At 72.6% G+C, this 14988-nt stretch carries 18 protein-coding genes and 2 pseudogenes; 11 read left to right on the forward strand and 9 right to left on the reverse strand.

Features of this window, described 5'->3' with window-relative positions; all coding sequences use genetic code 11:
- The 3 genes from Phou_RS35005 to Phou_RS35015 form a co-directional block, all read left to right on the forward strand.
- Positions 1–662 (forward strand): oxidoreductase dimerization domain-containing protein (locus Phou_RS35005; RefSeq protein ID WP_173065079.1); only part of this gene is annotated, 662 nt, incomplete at its 5' end.
- A gap of 63 nt (positions 663–725) precedes the next feature.
- Positions 726–1061, forward strand: a complete 336-nt coding sequence (locus Phou_RS35010) for a PadR family transcriptional regulator (protein ID WP_173065083.1) — start codon at positions 726–728, stop codon at positions 1059–1061.
- A complete protein-coding gene (locus tag Phou_RS35015) occupies positions 1058–2050 on the forward strand; it encodes a PH domain-containing protein (RefSeq protein ID WP_173065086.1) in 993 nt (330 codons plus the stop codon). Before Phou_RS35010 ends, Phou_RS35015 begins: the two co-directional genes overlap by 4 nt.
- Here the strand turns inward: Phou_RS35015 and Phou_RS35020 are convergent.
- Positions 2040–2804: a class I SAM-dependent methyltransferase gene (locus Phou_RS35020; protein WP_173065090.1), complete on the reverse strand. Its 765-nt coding sequence runs from the start codon at positions 2802–2804 to the stop codon at positions 2040–2042. The genes Phou_RS35015 and Phou_RS35020 overlap by 11 nt on opposite strands.
- Positions 2805–2912: 108 nt before the next feature.
- Here Phou_RS35020 and Phou_RS35025 point away from each other — a divergent pair, with 108 nt between their 5' ends.
- A complete protein-coding gene (locus tag Phou_RS35025) occupies positions 2913–3233 on the forward strand; it encodes an STAS domain-containing protein (protein ID WP_173065093.1) in 321 nt (106 codons plus the stop codon).
- Entirely contained in the window at positions 3230–4453 is a 1224-nt protein-coding gene (locus tag Phou_RS35030) for a PP2C family protein-serine/threonine phosphatase (RefSeq protein WP_173065096.1), read from the forward strand. The genes Phou_RS35025 and Phou_RS35030 overlap by 4 nt, the downstream gene beginning before the upstream one ends.
- A gap of 215 nt (positions 4454–4668) precedes the next feature.
- On the opposite strand, the pseudogene Phou_RS35035 reads toward Phou_RS35030, so the two are convergent.
- From Phou_RS35035 to Phou_RS35045, 4 genes and pseudogenes are all read right to left on the reverse strand, one after another.
- Positions 4669–5624 (reverse strand): annotated as a pseudogene (locus Phou_RS35035) (DUF3500 domain-containing protein).
- A 39-nt stretch (positions 5625–5663) separates the two neighbouring features.
- Positions 5664–6458, reverse strand: a complete 795-nt coding sequence (locus tag Phou_RS35040; RefSeq protein WP_173065099.1) for an ABC transporter permease — start codon at positions 6456–6458, stop codon at positions 5664–5666.
- A complete protein-coding gene (locus tag Phou_RS56215) occupies positions 6455–6727 on the reverse strand; it encodes a DUF8746 domain-containing protein (RefSeq protein WP_503827016.1) in 273 nt (90 codons plus the stop codon). The genes Phou_RS35040 and Phou_RS56215 overlap by 4 nt, the downstream gene beginning before the upstream one ends.
- Positions 6622–7341 (reverse strand): ATP-binding cassette domain-containing protein, encoded by a 720-nt coding sequence (locus Phou_RS35045; protein ID WP_503827013.1) that lies wholly within the window; start codon positions 7339–7341, stop codon positions 6622–6624. The genes Phou_RS56215 and Phou_RS35045 overlap by 106 nt, the downstream gene beginning before the upstream one ends.
- A 150-nt stretch (positions 7342–7491) precedes the next feature.
- Between Phou_RS35045 and Phou_RS35050 the strand changes: the two genes are divergently transcribed.
- Together Phou_RS35050 and Phou_RS35055 are read left to right on the forward strand one after the other, a co-directional pair.
- The gene (locus Phou_RS35050) at positions 7492–8724 is read left to right on the forward strand and encodes a sensor histidine kinase (protein ID WP_173065102.1); all 1233 of its coding nucleotides are present in this window, start codon (positions 7492–7494) and stop codon (positions 8722–8724) included.
- Between the two features lie 77 nt (positions 8725–8801).
- A complete protein-coding gene (locus Phou_RS35055) occupies positions 8802–9404 on the forward strand; it encodes a response regulator (protein WP_173068746.1) in 603 nt (200 codons plus the stop codon).
- Here the strand turns inward: Phou_RS35055 and Phou_RS51535 are convergent.
- The 3 genes and pseudogenes from Phou_RS51535 to Phou_RS55820 all read right to left on the reverse strand — a co-directional run.
- A complete protein-coding gene (locus tag Phou_RS51535; protein ID WP_218579409.1) occupies positions 9391–9591 on the reverse strand; it encodes a Rossmann-fold NAD(P)-binding domain-containing protein in 201 nt (66 codons plus the stop codon). The two genes, Phou_RS35055 and Phou_RS51535, sit on opposite strands and share 14 nt — an antisense overlap.
- Positions 9564–10136 carry a Rossmann-fold NAD(P)-binding domain-containing protein gene (locus Phou_RS53515; protein WP_246274118.1) on the reverse strand — a complete coding sequence of 191 codons (573 nt, stop codon included), beginning with the start codon at positions 10134–10136 and terminating at the stop codon, positions 9564–9566. Before Phou_RS53515 ends, Phou_RS51535 begins: the two co-directional genes overlap by 28 nt.
- 98 nt (positions 10137–10234) lie before the next feature.
- A pseudogene (locus Phou_RS55820) lies at positions 10235–10408 on the reverse strand (amino acid dehydrogenase); the annotation flags it as partial.
- A 145-nt stretch (positions 10409–10553) separates the two neighbouring features.
- On the opposite strand from Phou_RS55820, the gene Phou_RS51550 reads away from it, so the two are divergent.
- Positions 10554–10718 (forward strand): hypothetical protein, encoded by a 165-nt coding sequence (locus tag Phou_RS51550; RefSeq protein WP_218579412.1) that lies wholly within the window; start codon positions 10554–10556, stop codon positions 10716–10718.
- Positions 10709–11212 carry a hypothetical protein gene (locus Phou_RS35065; protein ID WP_218579413.1) on the forward strand — a complete coding sequence of 168 codons (504 nt, stop codon included), beginning with the start codon at positions 10709–10711 and terminating at the stop codon, positions 11210–11212. Before Phou_RS51550 ends, Phou_RS35065 begins: the two co-directional genes overlap by 10 nt.
- A 200-nt stretch (positions 11213–11412) precedes the next feature.
- On the opposite strand, the gene Phou_RS35070 is transcribed toward Phou_RS35065, so the two are convergent.
- Positions 11413–12084: a DUF305 domain-containing protein gene (locus Phou_RS35070; RefSeq protein WP_173065105.1), complete on the reverse strand. Its 672-nt coding sequence runs from the start codon at positions 12082–12084 to the stop codon at positions 11413–11415.
- 169 nt (positions 12085–12253) lie between these two features.
- Between Phou_RS35070 and Phou_RS35075 the strand changes: the two genes are divergently transcribed.
- Complete coding sequence (locus tag Phou_RS35075; RefSeq protein ID WP_173065108.1) at positions 12254–13672, forward strand: LVIVD repeat-containing protein; 1419 nt, start codon at positions 12254–12256, stop codon at positions 13670–13672.
- Between the two features lie 226 nt (positions 13673–13898).
- Positions 13899–14978: a lytic polysaccharide monooxygenase auxiliary activity family 9 protein gene (locus tag Phou_RS35080; RefSeq protein WP_173065111.1), complete on the forward strand. Its 1080-nt coding sequence runs from the start codon at positions 13899–13901 to the stop codon at positions 14976–14978.
- The last annotated feature ends 10 nt before the right edge of the window (positions 14979–14988 follow it).

The following is a 14988-nucleotide window of genomic DNA, read 5'->3' on the forward strand; positions in this document are numbered from 1 at the left end:
GCGTGCGGGTCACGGTGTCGAAAGACGGCCAGCAGCAGGTGCTCGAGGCGGACAAGGTGCTGCAGGCGATCGGCTTCCAGCCCCGCGTCGAGGGTTACGGGCTGGAAAACACCGGCGTGCGCCTCACCGAGCGGGGCGCCATCGACATCGACGGCCGCTGCCGCACGAACGTGCCGCACATCTACGCGATCGGCGACGTGACCGCCAAGCTGATGCTGGCGCACGCGGCCGAGTCGATGGGCATCGTGGCGGCCGAGACGATCGCCGGCGCCGAGACGATGGAGCTCGACTACGTGATGATCCCGCGCGCCACGTACTGCCAGCCCCAGATCGCCAGCTTCGGCTGGACGGAGGCGCAGGCCCGGGAGAAGGGCTTCGACGTGCGCGTGGCGAAGTTCCCCTTCACGGCGAACGGCAAGTCCAACGGCCTCGGCGACACGGCCGGCTTCGTGAAGGTGCTGAGCGACGCCCGGTACGGCGAGCTGCTCGGCGCCCACCTGATCGGCCCGGACGTGACCGAGCTGCTGCCCGAGCTGACGCTCGCCCAGCAGTGGGACCTGACCGTGCACGAGGTGGCCCGCAACGTACACGCCCACCCCACCCTGGGCGAAGCCGTGAAGGAAGCCATCCACGGCCTGGCCGGCCACATGATCAATATGTGACCCGAATTCGCGCGGAGCGCACGGCCGGTTGCGTTGCGTAGAGGCTATGTAAAACTTTTAGCTATGGCCGCGTTCCGAGTCACCCGCGACGTCGTGCTGCTGCTGCAGGTGTTCCTGACAGACGTTCGCGAGCAGCGGTATGGCTACGAGCTGATGAAGATCACCGGCTTCCCGAGCGGAAAGCTCTACCCGATGCTCGCCAAGCTCCAGGCGGGTGGCTGGCTCGAGACGGAGATGGAGCAGGTCGACCCGCGGGTGGTGGGACGGCCGCCCCGCCGGTGGTACCGCCTGAGCCCGGACGGCGTCGTGCGAGCCGGCCGTGAGGTCGAGACCCTGCACCGCCAGACGGCTCCCGCCCGGACCCGCGGCGCGCTCCGGCCAGCGGGTGGTGTGGCATGAGCGTGCTGTACGCCGCGGTCGGTGGGGCCCTGCTCATCGTGGTCGGCACCGCGCTCGGCGACCTGCTGAGCGAGGAGGTGCGCGGCCGGCTCGACCGGTTGCCCCGGTGGCTGCTGAAGCTGGCCGGCCGCAGGCTGCCCGCGCAGTTGCGCCGCGAGCACCTGGAGGCATGGGAGGGGGAGCTGCACCACATCATCCGTGGCGCCGAGGCCCTGCCGATCACCCGCTTGTGGCGCGGCATCCGGTTCTCCGCCGGCCTGCTCCGGTCCGCGCCGGCGATCGCCGGGGCGTTCGGTGCCGGCGGCGTGCGGCCGCGCCGCCTGGCGTTCCTGGTCGACGTCCTCGCCCTGCTCAGGGAGAGCGGCCACGGCGACCCCCGGTTCGACGTCGAGGCATGCCTGCTGCCCGGTGAGGTCATCCGCGGCGAGTGGCGCCGCCACTGGGTCGACCTCGTGGGCAGGTCCCTGTGGGGGCCGGTCGCCGCGGTCGGATCGGCCGGCCTGCTGGTCGGCGTCCTGAGCGGTGGCGGCTGGCTCGTCTTCGCCGGCGGCGCCGTCGTGACCGTGGCCGCCGGTGCGCTGCTGTTCGGCTGGCGGCTGCTGTCCTGGTACTGCAACCGTTTCGTCGTGACGGACCAGCGGCTGATCGTCGTCTCCGGAATCCGCGCGCCGGTGCTCGGAGCGGCACCGCTGTCGCTGGCCGCGGAGCTGAGATGCCTGCAGACCCCCGCGGGGCGGATCCTCAACTACGGCAGGCTCACATTCAGGTCCGGGGTCGTGGACAGGACCGTGCGGGACATCAAAAACCTGCCCCAGCCCGCCGCCCTCTATCGGGTGATCACCGAGCAGCTGCTCGACCCCGGCGCGATCGAGGCCAGGCTCGAAGCCGGTGAGATCGTGCACCGTCCCTGGCTGGCGCTGGCGACCGGTGTCGGCGCTGGTTCGCCGGGGCACCCGGCGAACCAGCGGGGTCACCGCCTCAGGCGTTGACAGCCGCGACCGCGGCGTCCCTGGCGCCGCGCCACACCAGCCCCACCTCGGCGTAGCCGGCGGCGCGCAGCGCCTCCACGTGCCAGGACACCGGGGGCGTCCACTCCGAGCTGTGGTGCTCTGTGAAGAGGCGCTTGCGCTCGATCACCAGCGGCCCCAGCTCCGCGTCCGCCGCCACCCGGTCCCACCAGTCGGCCCACGACAGGGCCGCGCCGGCCGCGTACCGCGCGTGGCGTTGGGCGTCCGCGCGCTCGCCCAGCCGCTTCGACAGGCCGGGCAGGCCGTCGTCGGGCATGTGGTCGGCGTTGACGAACACGCCGCCCGGGCGCAGGACCTCGCGGATCTCGCCGTAGAGGGCGGCCAGGCGGGTGGGGTCCAGCCAGTGCAGCGCCGTCGCGGTCAGCACCGCGTCGAACTCGCGGTGGGGGAGGGCGGCCACCCAGTCGCCGGCGCGCAGGTCGGCCGTCACCACCGTGGCGCGACCCCCCAGCGTGCCGGCCGCGATGTGGCGGAGCACCGGGTCGAGGTCGAGGAGGGTGGTGCTGGCCTCGGGAAAGCGCCGCAGCAGCCGCAACGAGATCGAGCCGGTGCCGCCGGCCAGGTCGAGGACGCGGGGTGGGCGGCCGGCGGTGACCGCGTCCACCGTGTCGAGGAGGGCGGCGAAGCGCTCCTCGCGGTCCGGCATGTACGCCTCCTGCTGGCGATCCCAGCTCTCCTGCCAGGCTGCCGCCGGCCCGGTTGTGTAAGGACTCATGAACGGTAGGGTAGTTACCTCACGCGACCCTTGTCGAGAGGCACGGGGAGGGTGTGAGAATGGCGAGTCGGGGGTAAATGAGACTTGATCACGGCTTAGGAGGGCTCGATGACGCTCGCACAAGGCGGTGTGGACGAGGCTGGTGGGGCCGCCGTGATCTATCTCGAAGGCGACCTCGACATGCAGGCCGAGGAGAAGGTCGTCGCGGAGATCGAGACCGCGCTCGACGGCCCGCAGCGTGACGTCGTGGTGGACCTGTCGGCGGTGCCGTTCCTGGACTCCAGCGGCGTCCGCGCGCTGCTGCGCGGCAGGGAGGCGGCCCAGCGCCGCGGCGTGCAGCTCTACGTGCGCGACCCCCGCCGCATCGTCCTGGAGGTTCTGCAGATCACCGGGGTGGCACCACTGTTCGGGCTGCCCGGGGCGGCATGACGGTGCCGCCCCCGGTGGTGGTGTGGCACAGCCTCCTCGCCGAGCTGATCGACGTCGCCCACTTCGTCGGGCCCAGCGGGCTCGCCGCGATCGTCCAGGACTCGGCCGCGCGCGCCGGCATGGGCGTCACGATCCACCTCGTCGACCACGAGCAGGAACGGCTGCGCGCCCTGACCCGCGATCTGGCCGTCGACCCGGACGCGCCGCTGCCCGAGCCGCTCCCGGTCGGCGGGTCGATCGCGGGGCGCGCGTTCATGACGCTGACGCCGCTGATCAGGCACGGCGCGGAGCCGGGCGTGTGGATGCCGATCGTCAACGGCACCGAGCGCATCGGCGTCCTCGAAGTCCGCGTGCCCGCCGGCACCGACCCCACCGCGCCCGAGACCGTCGCCGGCGCGCGGCTGCTCGCCGGCCTGATCGGGCACATGATCACGTCGATGACCTCGTACGGCGACGCGATCGCCAAGGCTCGCCGCTCCCGCCCCATGACGCCGGCCGCCGAGCTGTTGTGGCAGCTGCTGCCGCCGCTCACGTTCGCCACCGACCACTTCGTCCTCGCGGCCGTCCTGGAGCCCTGCTACGAGGTGGGTGGCGACGCCTTCGACTACACAGTGGACGACGGCCTGGCGCGCTTCGCCGTGTACGACGGCGTCGGCAAAGGCATGCCCGCCGCGCTCACCACCGCCGTCGCGCTCGGCGCCAGCCGCGCCAGCCGCCGCGCCGGCGCCGACCTCGCCGGGGTGGCGGAGGCGGTGGACACGGCGCTGAAGTCGCAGTTCACCGACTCGCGCTTCGTGACGGCGGTGCTCGGCGAGTTCGACCTCAAGGCCGGCCGCCTGCGCTACGTCGGCGCCGGCCACCCGCCGCCCGTGCTGCTGCGCCGCGGCAAGGCCGTCCGCGCGCTGGCCGGCGGCCGCCGCACCCCGCTCGGCGTGCCCGCGCCCACCCCGGTCGCCCAGGAGCGCCTCGAGCCCGGCGACCGCATCCTCTTCTACTCCGACGGCGTCACCGAGGCGCGCGACGAGCACGGCGCGCTCTTCGGCCTCGAACGCCTCGTCGACCTCGTCGAGCGCCACGCCGAGGACGGCCTTCCCATCGCCGAGACCGTGCGCCGGATCTCGCACGCGGTCCGCGACCACCAGGGCGGCCCGCCGTCCGACGACGCGACCCTCCTGCTGCTCGAGTGGTCCCAGGCCGCCGCCCGCCGCTCCGTGCCGTAAGGCCCTTTCCAAAGCCGATCTGCCCCGCCCGCCTCACCTGCGGACCGCACGCTCCCGCGGGCACCGCTGCGGCCGGCGGCGAGCTTGGCGCTCGCCGAGATCCCCCGGCCTCCGCTGCCAGGTCCGCGCGGCAAGCCCGCGCTCCCGCGGAGGGTGAGGCCGCGGGAGCAACGGTCCGGACCACCGCGGACATCGCGGCAGCTCGAAATCTCTGGCTAATGGTGGTGGGTGGAGGCGCGGTGGGCGGCCAGCACGTCGGCGCCGAACTCGCCGTGCGGGCGGCGCAGCACCGTGTGGGCGTGGTTGCCGTCGTCGCTGGTGTTGTCGTACTCGATCAGCAGATCCTCGCCCTGCACCCGGTAGTAGTGGCGGCCGCCCGGGCGGGTCGGGCCCTCCCAGGCGAACCACTGCTCGCCGCTCGCGATCCGCGCGTACTCCCGCCCGGCCAGCTCCGGCCGCATGCGGTCCAAATACAGCGTGACCAGGCGGTCCAGCGCGGCCCGCGCGCCCGGTCCCAGGCGGCTGGCGGCCACGCCGCGCGGCTCGATCGGGTCGCCCGCCGACGCGCTGGTGGCGGTGCGGATGTCGCCCGGCGCGTGGTCGGCGACGACGGCGGCCCGGCGGTCGGCGGCGGACATCGCCTCCAGCAGTGCGCGGGCCAGGTCCTCCTCGGCGGCGAGGGGCGCAGGACGGTGCGGCCGGCGTACCCGACGCGGTGCGGGTTGGCGCCCAGGAAGATCGGCGCGGGGGAGACGACGCCGTCGGCGACGGTCATGCTCACCGAGATGTGGTGGCCCTCGAAGCGCCAGCCCCACTCGGTGTCCGGCCCCGGCTCGCCGAAGACCGCCACCCAGTAGTCGTTGCTGTGCCGGCCCCGCGCCCACTCCTCCTCGCGGTCGAGCACCTCCTCCAGCGCGACGATCGCCATCGCCTGCGCGTACGCCGGCGGGCTCAACGCGGTCGCCAGCAGCCGGTGCGCGGCCTTGCGCGCGGTGCGGTCGAGGTCGGCCAGGCAGGCGCCGGGGCGGGCGCGCGGGCGGTACTCGATCCACCGCCGCGCGGCCTCGTCGTCGAAGGGCCGTGACGCGAGAGAGCGCTGCTCCCCGCCCATCGCGGAAAGCAGCGCCTCCGCCGCCTCGGACATGTGAGCGGGTACGCCGTCAGCAGCCATTCCCCTTGTATACCGCCTGCGGCGCGCCCGAAGTACCGCCTACGACACCTCGCGCCGCAGCAGTCGCGCCAAACCAGCCACCAGTGGTACGACCACCCACAGCCCCACGGAGGCGGCGAGCTTCGGCCAGTCCGAACCGGACATCGCGTTTTCGGTCAGCGGCATCGACGTCACGTTGAGGTCGAGCCACTCGGCCGGCGTCCTGAGCGCGTCGATCAGGCCGGTGAGCATGCTCCACACGGTCGGGAGCAGGAAGTACAGGACGATCGCGAGCGGCGAGTTCATCAGCAGCATGCCGAACGCCACGCCCATGGTGATGTTGATGATCTGGAACAGCACCGCGCTGCCCAGCTCGCCCGCGGTGAGCTGCCAGCTGCCGTCCCCGTCGGCGAACGCGACGCCGGCCACGTTGCCCAGCGCGGCGAAGAGCAGCCCCGCCACGACGGAGGCGCCGGCCAGCACCACGCCGGCGAGCAGCTTGGCGGCGGCCACCCGCTCCCGCTCGGGCACCAGCGTGAACGTCGTGAGCGCGCCCCGCTGCGTCCACTCGCCGGTCACCGCGAGGATGCCGATGACCGGCAGCAGCACGCCGGAGGGGAGCAGCGTGATCTGGAAGAAGCCGTAGAACGTCTGGTCCGGCGGCTCGGCGGCGAAGAACATGACCGCGACAAGCGCCGCGTACCCGAACGCGGTCAGCGCCAGCAGCCAGAAGCCGGCCCGGGTGTCGGTCATCTTGCGCAGCTCGACGAGCGTGAGCCGGCCGATCGAGGGGCGGCCTGCGTCAGTGGCGTGCGGCGCGGGCACGGTCGGCGTGGCGGTAGCGGTGGCGGTCATCGGGTGCCTCCGTTGGCGGTGAGTTCGAGGAAGAGCTGCTCCAGGCCGGCGCCGTCGGCGGGGCGCAGCTCCAGCAGCACGACGCCGGCCTCCGCGGCCGCGCGCCCCACAGCCTCCGCGTCCGCCTGCGCCAGGAACGCACCGTCCGGGGTGCGCGACGCGCTCACGCCGGCCGTGGTGAGCGCCCACTCCAGCTTGTCCGGCTCGAGGCCGCGTACCCGGATGCCGCTGCCGGCCAGCAGCTCCTCCTTGCTGCCGTCGGCGACGATCCGGCCACCCCGATGACCACCAGCCGGTCCGCCACCGCCTCGACCTCGCGCAGCAGGTGCGAGGAGAGCAGCACGGTGCCGCCCCGGTCGGCGAAGTCGCGCAGCACCCCGCGCATCCAGAAGATGCCCTCCGGGTCCAGGCCGTTGGCCGGCTCGTCGAGGATGAGCACGCGGGGGTCGCCCAGGAGGGCGTGTGCCAGGCCGAGGCGCTGGCGCATGCCGAGGGAGTACTGGCGGACCCGCTTGCGTCCCGCTTTCGCGTCCAGCCCGACGAGGTCGAGCAGCGCGTCGACCCGGCCGCGGTCCACGCCCATGACGTGTGCCGCGAGGCTGAGCGTCTCGCGCCCGGTGCGGCCCGGGTGCTGCGCCGAGGCGTCCAGGAGTACGCCGACGCGGCGGCCCGGGTTGGGCAGCCGCCGGTACGGCACGCCGTCCACGCTCGCCGCGCCGCCGGTGGGCGGGGTGAGGCCGCAGATCATCCGCATGGTCGTGGACTTGCCGGCGCCGTTCGGCCCGAGGAACCCGGTCACGGTGCCGGTCTCGCAGCGGAACGACACGTCGTCGACGGCTGTGTGTGTGCCGTACCGCTTGGTCAGGTGCTCCACACTGATCATGCGTCCAGCCTGCGGCCGGCGCCGGTGCCCGCGCCTCGGCCCGAGGTCGGCGGCGGGTGACCGAGGTCTTCGCCCGCACGACCGAGGTCTACCGGCGGTATTCGACTTTGGTCGGATGCTCCCGGACGCGACGGGCCGTACCATTTGATCATGGTTGGTGCGGTGACGCCCGAATATCGCGCGCTGCTGCCGGGCGCGCTTCTGGCCGAACCCTACCCGGAGACCCGCGGGCCGGTGCGCCGCACGGCCCGCGACTGGGTCGTGGACGTGTTCCTCTTCCTCTTCGCGGTGGCGGTCGCGGTCGGCATGGCCGCGCTCAGCTTCGAGGAGGGCGTCCAGGAGGGGCGCACGCTGATCGACTTCATCGTCGGCGTGCTGTGCTGCGTCGGGCTGTGGTGGCGCCGCCGGTGGCCGGTCGCGATCTGCCTGATCGTGACGGTCGCCGGCATCTGGTCGGCGACAAGCATCGGCGCGGCGCTCGTCGCGTTCTTCACGGTGGCGGTGCACCGGCGCTTCGTGGTCGCGCTCGCCGTCGCCGTGGTCGGCGTGGCCACGGGCTTCCTCTTCCCGCTGCTGCGGCCGGAGTGGGGCAGCAGCAGCTTCTGGGTCGACTTCGCCTGGGCCACGATCATCACCGCGCTCGTGCTCGCCTGGGGCCTCGTGGTGCGGGCCCGCCGCCAGCTCGTCCACTCGCTGCGCGACCGCGCCCACCGCGCCGAGTCCGAGCAGCAGCTGCGCGTCGCCCAGGCGCGCCAGGCCGAGCGCACCCGCATCGCCCGCGAGATGCACGACGTGCTGGCGCACCGGATCTCGCTGCTGAGCCTGCACGCGGGCGCGCTGGAGTTCCGGCCGGACGCGCCACCCGCGGAGGTGGCCCGCGCCGCCGGCGTGATCCGCGCGAGCGCGCACGAGGCGCTGCAGGAGCTGCGCGAGGTGATCGGGGTGCTCCGCGAGGACCCGGCCGAGGACGCGCCCGACCGTCCCCAGCCCACGCTCGCCGACCTGCCCGGCCTCGTCGACGAGTCGCGGCTGGCCGGCATGCGGGTGCGGCTCGACCGCCGGGTCGACGACCTGGGCGCGGTGCCGGTGGCGGTGGGGCGCAACGCGTACCGGATCGTGCAGGAAGGCCTGACGAACGCCCGCAAGCACGCGTACGGTTCCACTGTGGACGTCATCGTGACGGGTGCGGCCGGCGACGGGCTGTCGGTCGAGGTGCGCAACCCGTGGCCGGTGGGAGTGCCGGCCGGGCCGGAGATCCCGGGCACCGGCACCGGCATCGTGGGGCTCACCGAGCGGGCCACGCTCGCCGGCGGGCGGCTGGAGCACGGCCGCACCCCGTCCGGCGACTTCCGGCTGTGGGCGTGGCTGCCGTGGCCGGCGTGAGCGCGGACGCGGCGGGCGAGGCGCCGATCAAGGTGCTGATCGTGGACGACGACGCGCTCGTCCGCGCGGGCCTCGCCATGATCCTCGGCGGCGCGACCGACATCGCCGTCGTGGGCGAGGCGTCCGACGGCGCCGAGGTGGCGTCCGCCGTCCGCTCGTACGCGCCGGACGTCGTGCTCATGGACATCCGGATGCCCCGCCTCGACGGGCTGGCCGCGACCGAGGCGCTCCGCCGCCGGCCGGAGGCGCCCGAGGTGATCGTGCTGACGACGTTCCACGCGGACGAGTACGTGCTGCGCGCCCTCCGCGCCGGCGCCAGCGGCTTCCTGCTCAAGGACACCCCGCCGGCCGAGATCCTGCGCGCGGTCCGGCGGGTCGCGATCGGCGAGCCGATGCTGTCGCCGGCGGTGACGAGGCGCCTGATCGACCACGTGAGCGACACCGGTGCGGACGGCCGCCGGCGCCATGCGCTGGAGCTGCTCGGCCGGCTGAGCGAGCGGGAACGCGAGGTGGCCGTCGCGGTCGGCCGCGGCAAGTCCAACGCGGAGATCAGCGGCGAGCTCTTCATGAGCGTGGCGACGGTCAAGGCGCACGTGTCCCGGGTGCTGACGAAGCTGGAGCTCAACAACCGCGTACAGGTGGCGCTGCTTGCCCACGACGCGGGCCTCACGCTGCCGTGAGGCGCTCCCGCGCGAGCGCCTTCGCCGCGGCGTGCGGGCTGCCCCCGGCGCGCAGGATCCGGGTGACCGTCGCGCCGATGCCGCGCACCTCCGCGAGCGCCGCCTCCGGCGAGAGGCCGCGCAGCTCCACGCCCGTCCCGTAGATCACGCCGCCCGCGCTCACCACCGGGTCGGGCAGCCAGAGCACGCCCGCTCGTGCAGCATGGCGGCGACGTGCTCGCCGGTGAGCTGGTTGTTGGCCGGCCCCGCGACGGCGGCGCAGCGCAGGAGCGGTACCACGTCGGGGCTCAGCAGCCCGCCCAGCGCGGCCGGCACGAGAAGGTCGCCCGGCGCGGTGGCCGCCTCGTCCGGTGCGACCCAGGTCGCGCCCACCGCGTCCGCCAGCGCGCGGCGGCCGGGGTCGACGTCGGTCACGGTGAGCGTGGCGCCGGCGGAGCTGAGCGCCTTGGCCAGGTGGGTGCCGACGTTGCCGAGCCCGATCAGCGTGACGCGCAGCCCGGCCACGTCCGCGCTGCCGAACCGGTGCGCGCACAGCGCGCCGATCGCGGCGAGGACACCCTCGGCTGTCGGGCCGGAGGAGTCGCCGCTGCCGCCGTGCTCGGCCGGGCGGCAGAATGCCCACCGCGTCCGCTCGCCGACCGTGACCATGTCGGCCGGTCCGGTGCCGACGTCAGGCCCCGTGCCGTACCGCCCGCCGAGCGACTCGACCGCGTCGCCCACGTCGAGCAGCACCTCCCGCCGCCGTGCGGGGACAGCGGCGCCGCGGTGGGCAGGGCCACGACGGTCTTGCCGCCGCCGTGGGGGAGGCCGGCGACGGCCGTCTTGTACGTCATCGCCTCCGCCAGCCGCAGCACGTCGGCCACCCCGTCGCGCCAGTCGGCGTAGTGCTTGAGCCGGCACCCGCCGACCGCCATGCCGCGCGTGGTCGAGTGCACGGCGATGGCGACCGGCAGTCCGCTGCGTTGTCCCTTGTGGATGGTGAGCTGCTCGTGCTCGAACGTCATGCCGGTGACGCTAGGCACGCGCTCCTACGCCGGCCAGCGGTTCCGAACCAAATCCGGACAAGTGTCGGCATCATGCCGCAGTGCCGAACGTCGTTCGGCGTCCAGCCCTTGCCGGGTTGAGATTGACGTATGTAAGAATATCGAAATGATGACGAGGTTGGCGGCCGCCGCGGCCGGTGTACTCCTCCTGTTCGCCGCTCCGGCCGCCGCGCCCGCCCACTCCCGCGGTGGGTGCACGGACCGCTTCCTGTTCTGCGAGGATTTCGAACGGCTGCCGCTCGGCGGCGCCGCCAGCCTCAAGTGGGCATAGACACCAAACACGGCACCCTGACCGTCGAGCGCCACCGCGGCGACCGCGTCCTGCACGTGCACACCGAGGGCAACGGCCGCGCCTTCCTCAAGGTCGACGACTTCGCCGCGCCGGGCAACAGCTTCTTCGGCCGCGTGCGGCTGCGGGTGGCCGCGTTTCCGACCGCGCCGGACTGGGCGCACTACACGCTGGTCGAGGCGACCGGCCAGGGCGCGGAGATCGTGCGCCCGCTCGGCGGCCAGTACGTGCCCACGCTCGATCGCGCCCTGTGGGGCGTCGGCGCCGACGGCGGCCCCACCGGCGACTGGACCAACTGGCGCGAGTCCGCACCGTCGGTGGCGGGCCGCTGGCAGTGCGTCGAGTGGCGCGCGGACGCGACCGACAACCGCATCGACGTGTGGATCGACGGCGCGCACCAGCCCGACCTCACGGTCACGACGACGGAGCACGGCGGCAACCCGGTGGACTTCGTGTTCCCCGCTTCGACACCGTGAAGATCGGGTGGCAGCTCTACCAGGGCAACCCCACGCCGCCGGCGTACGACGTGCTGCTGGACGACATCGCCCTGTCCACCACGCGCGTCGGCTGCTGACGTTTCGCGTCAAGATCCCAGCAGAATCCCTGTTTTCGCTGCCTCAGCTGCCGTGCGAGGCAGCAAAAACGGGGATTCTGTGTGGATCATGAGAGCGGAGGGCTACAGGGGGATCTGGCGCATCCGGCCGATCTCGGCCTGCTGCTCGGCGGCGATGCCGGTGGCGATCTCGTTGACGCGCTCGTCGCGGCCGTAGCTCACCACGTCCGTGGCCATCGCGATCGCGCCCTCGTGGTGGGCGACCATCATGTCCACGAACATCTTGTCGAACGCGTCGCCCTTCAAGCTGGCCAGCGCCTTCATGGCGTCGGGCGGCTGCATCCCCTTCATGCCGGCGTGGCTGTGGCCGTCCTCGGTCTCGCTGAGGTTGCGCGCCTTCAGCCACGCCTGGAAGACGGCGATCTCCGGCTTCTGCGCCGCGGTGATGCGGGAGGCGACGGAGCGGATCTGCGCGTGCCCGGCCCGGTCGCCGGCGAGGGCGGCCATCTCCAGGGCCTGCGCGTGGTGCGGGATCATCATCCGCATGAAGAAGGTGTCGGCGGCGTTGTAGAGGGTGCCGTCGGGCGCGGGCAGCTGGTCGGAGGGGATCACCGACGCGCTCTCGCCGGGACGTCCGGGCACGATTACGGGTACCGGCGACGTGGTCGGGCTCGGTGACGCGCTCGCCGCGGGCGTGTCGTCGTCCGGGCCGGCGGCGCGCACCCCGAGGGCCACCGCGACGCCGGCCACCGCCACGACCAGGGCGGCGACGATCGCGTACGCGCGACGGCTCATCTGCTCATCCTTCCCCGAAACACCTGCCACCAGGTGCCGGCGATCGTATATCGCCACTGTGCCTGTCCAAGTGACTGGTGTCACATCGACCGTTACGATGCCTCGGTAAGGTGTGCACCAACCTGGCGCCCTTTCGCCGAGGAAAGGGCCTGAAAGACGGGGTATGTCCATGTTCAGATCCGCCCCACAAGGGTTGCGGCGGCTCAGTGCCGTCGCGGCGGCCGCGTTCGCCCTCACGCTGGCCGTCGCGGCCTCCGCTTCCCCGACGAGTGCCCAGTCGCCGTCCACAAACGAGATTCCCGGCGTCGACGAGATCGTCAGCAGCAACAACATCCGCCTGGTGACGAACGTGCCGCTGAGCGGCCCGCTCGCCACGGGCATCAACTCCGACATCGCGTTCCAGGGCAAGTACGCGTTCGCCGGAAACTTCAACGGCTTCGCCGTCTTCGACATCAGCCGGCCGGCCTCGCCGAGGCTCGTCAGCCAGGTCGCCTGCATCGGCGGGCAGGGTGACGTCTCCGTCTACGGCAACCTGCTCTTCATGTCGGTCGACTCGTCGCGCAGCGACGACTCCTGCAGCAGCACGGCGCAGTCTGCGACGATCAAGGAGTCGTGGGAGGGCGTCCGGATCTTCGACATCAGCGACGTCCGCAACCCGCGGTACGTGAAGGCCGTCGAGACCAACTGCGGTTCGCACACCCACACCGTGGTGCCGGGCAAGGACCGCAAGTCGGTCTACCTCTACGTCTCGTCGTACTTCCCGGCGGCCACGCTGCCGGACTGCCAGCCGCCGCACGACCTCATCTCGATCATCAAGGTGCCGACGCGGAAGCCGGCCGACGCCGCCGTCGTGGCGACGCCGAACCTCTTCCCGGGCAACACCGGCAACCCGCCGGGCACGCCCAGCACCGAGACGACCGGTTGCCACGACATCACCGCGTACCCGCAGAAGGACATCGCCGCGGGTGCGTGCATGGGTGACGGCATCCTGCTGGACATCAGCAAGCCGGAGGCGCCCTCGGTGATCACGCGGGTGCGGGACACGGAAAACTTCGCGTTCTGGCACTCGGCCACGTTCAACAACGCCGGTACCAAGGTCATCTTCACCGATGAGCTGGGTGGCGGCGTCGCCGCGGAGTGCCTGGACAGCGTCGGCCCGACCAAGGGCGCGGACGCGATCTACGACATCCAGGGCTGGGGCAAGCACCGCCGGCTCCAGTTCAAGAGCTACTTCAAGATCCCCCGGGTCAACGCCGCGACCGAAAACTGCGTGGCGCACAACGGCTCGCTGATCCCGGTTCCCGGCCGCGACGTCATGGTGCAGGCCTGGTACCAGGGCGGCATCTCCGTCTGGGACTTCACCAACTCGTCCCGGCCGAAGGAGATCGCGTACTGGGAGCGGGGCCCGCTTTCCGAGACGGAACTGCTCCTGGGCGGCTCCTGGTCGGCGTACTACTACAACGGCTACATCTACTCGAACGACATCGTGAAGGGTCTCGACGTCCTGCAGGTGCGGGACTGGCGGCTCTTCGGCGCTGAGTTCAACCGGTTCCACCAGCTCAACGCGCAGAGCCAGACGCGCTACTGAGCCCAGTACCGGCGGACGGGCCCGACCTCTGCGGAGGTCGGGCCCGTTTGTTCAGCGACGCATTTGCATGATTGAATAATTTTTCGCGAGTGGCCTTTCTCGACCGCGAAGGCGCGCCGGGCTCGGGTGTGAACGGGCGGCACCCCCGGTGGGCGCCCTCGCCTGTCCGGGCGTCCCCAGGAGTATTTCTGGACGACCTTTGCACATCAGGACGAAAGGCAACGACGTGAAAGCCAGACGCAGGTTGGCGGTGCTCGCCGCCGCCGCGCTGCTCGGCAGCGGGGTTCCGCTGCTCTTGAAGCCGAGCCCGGTGGAGGCGCACGGCGCGTTCGTGTCGCCGGCCACCCGCACGTACGCGTGCTATGTGGACGGCCGCGCCAACGGTGGCGGCGACCTCAACCCCACCAACCCGGCCTGCGTGGCCGCCGTGGCCGCGGGTGGCAAGCAGCCGCTGTGGGACTTCTTCGGGCTCCTGCAGAGCAACGCCGCGGGCCAGCACCGCACGATCATCCCGGACGGCCAGCTCTGCGGCGGCGGCACCACCAAGTACGCCGCCTACAACGCGGCCCGCACCGACTGGCCCACCACCCAGGTGCAGTCCGGCGGCACGATGCAGTTCCGCTACAACGCGTGGGCGCCGCACCCGGGCACGTGGTACCAGTACATCACCCGGGACGGCTACGACCCGACCCAGCCGCTGAAGTGGTCGGACCTCGAGGCGACGCCGTTCGACCAGGTGACCAACCCGCCGACCCAGGGCGGACCGTCCGGTTCGGAGTACTACTGGGACGCCCGCCTGCCGTCGAAGCAGGGCCGCCACATCATCTACTCGATCTGGCAGCGCTCGGACAGCCCGGAGGCGTTCTACAACTGCGTCGACGTGAACTTCGGCGGTACCAACCCGACCTCCCCGCCGCCCACGTCCCCGCCGCCCACGTCCGCGCCGCCCACCTCGGCGCCGCCGACCAGCCCGCCGCCGAGCACCAGCGGCCCGGCGACGTGCACCGCGACCGTGCGGACCAGCAGCCAGTGGTCCGGCGGCTTCCAGGGTGAGGTGACGGTGCGAAACAACAGCACCGCGGCGGTCAACCCGTGGACGGCGACGTGGACGATGCCGGCCGGCGCGACCATCAACAGCGGCTGGAACGCGACGGTCACGCAGAGCGGTACGACCGTCACGGCCACGCCGCCGTCGTGGGGCGGTACCAGCCTCGCGGCCGGGGCGAGCGTGACGATCGGGTTCGTCAGCAGCGGGACGCCCGGCCCCACCGGGGTACGCCTGAACAACGCGGCCTGCGGCGCGTGACGACCGCCTG

It is taken from the genome of Phytohabitans houttuyneae (assembly GCF_011764425.1).
GTDB lineage: Bacteria > Actinomycetota > Actinomycetes > Mycobacteriales > Micromonosporaceae > Phytohabitans > Phytohabitans houttuyneae.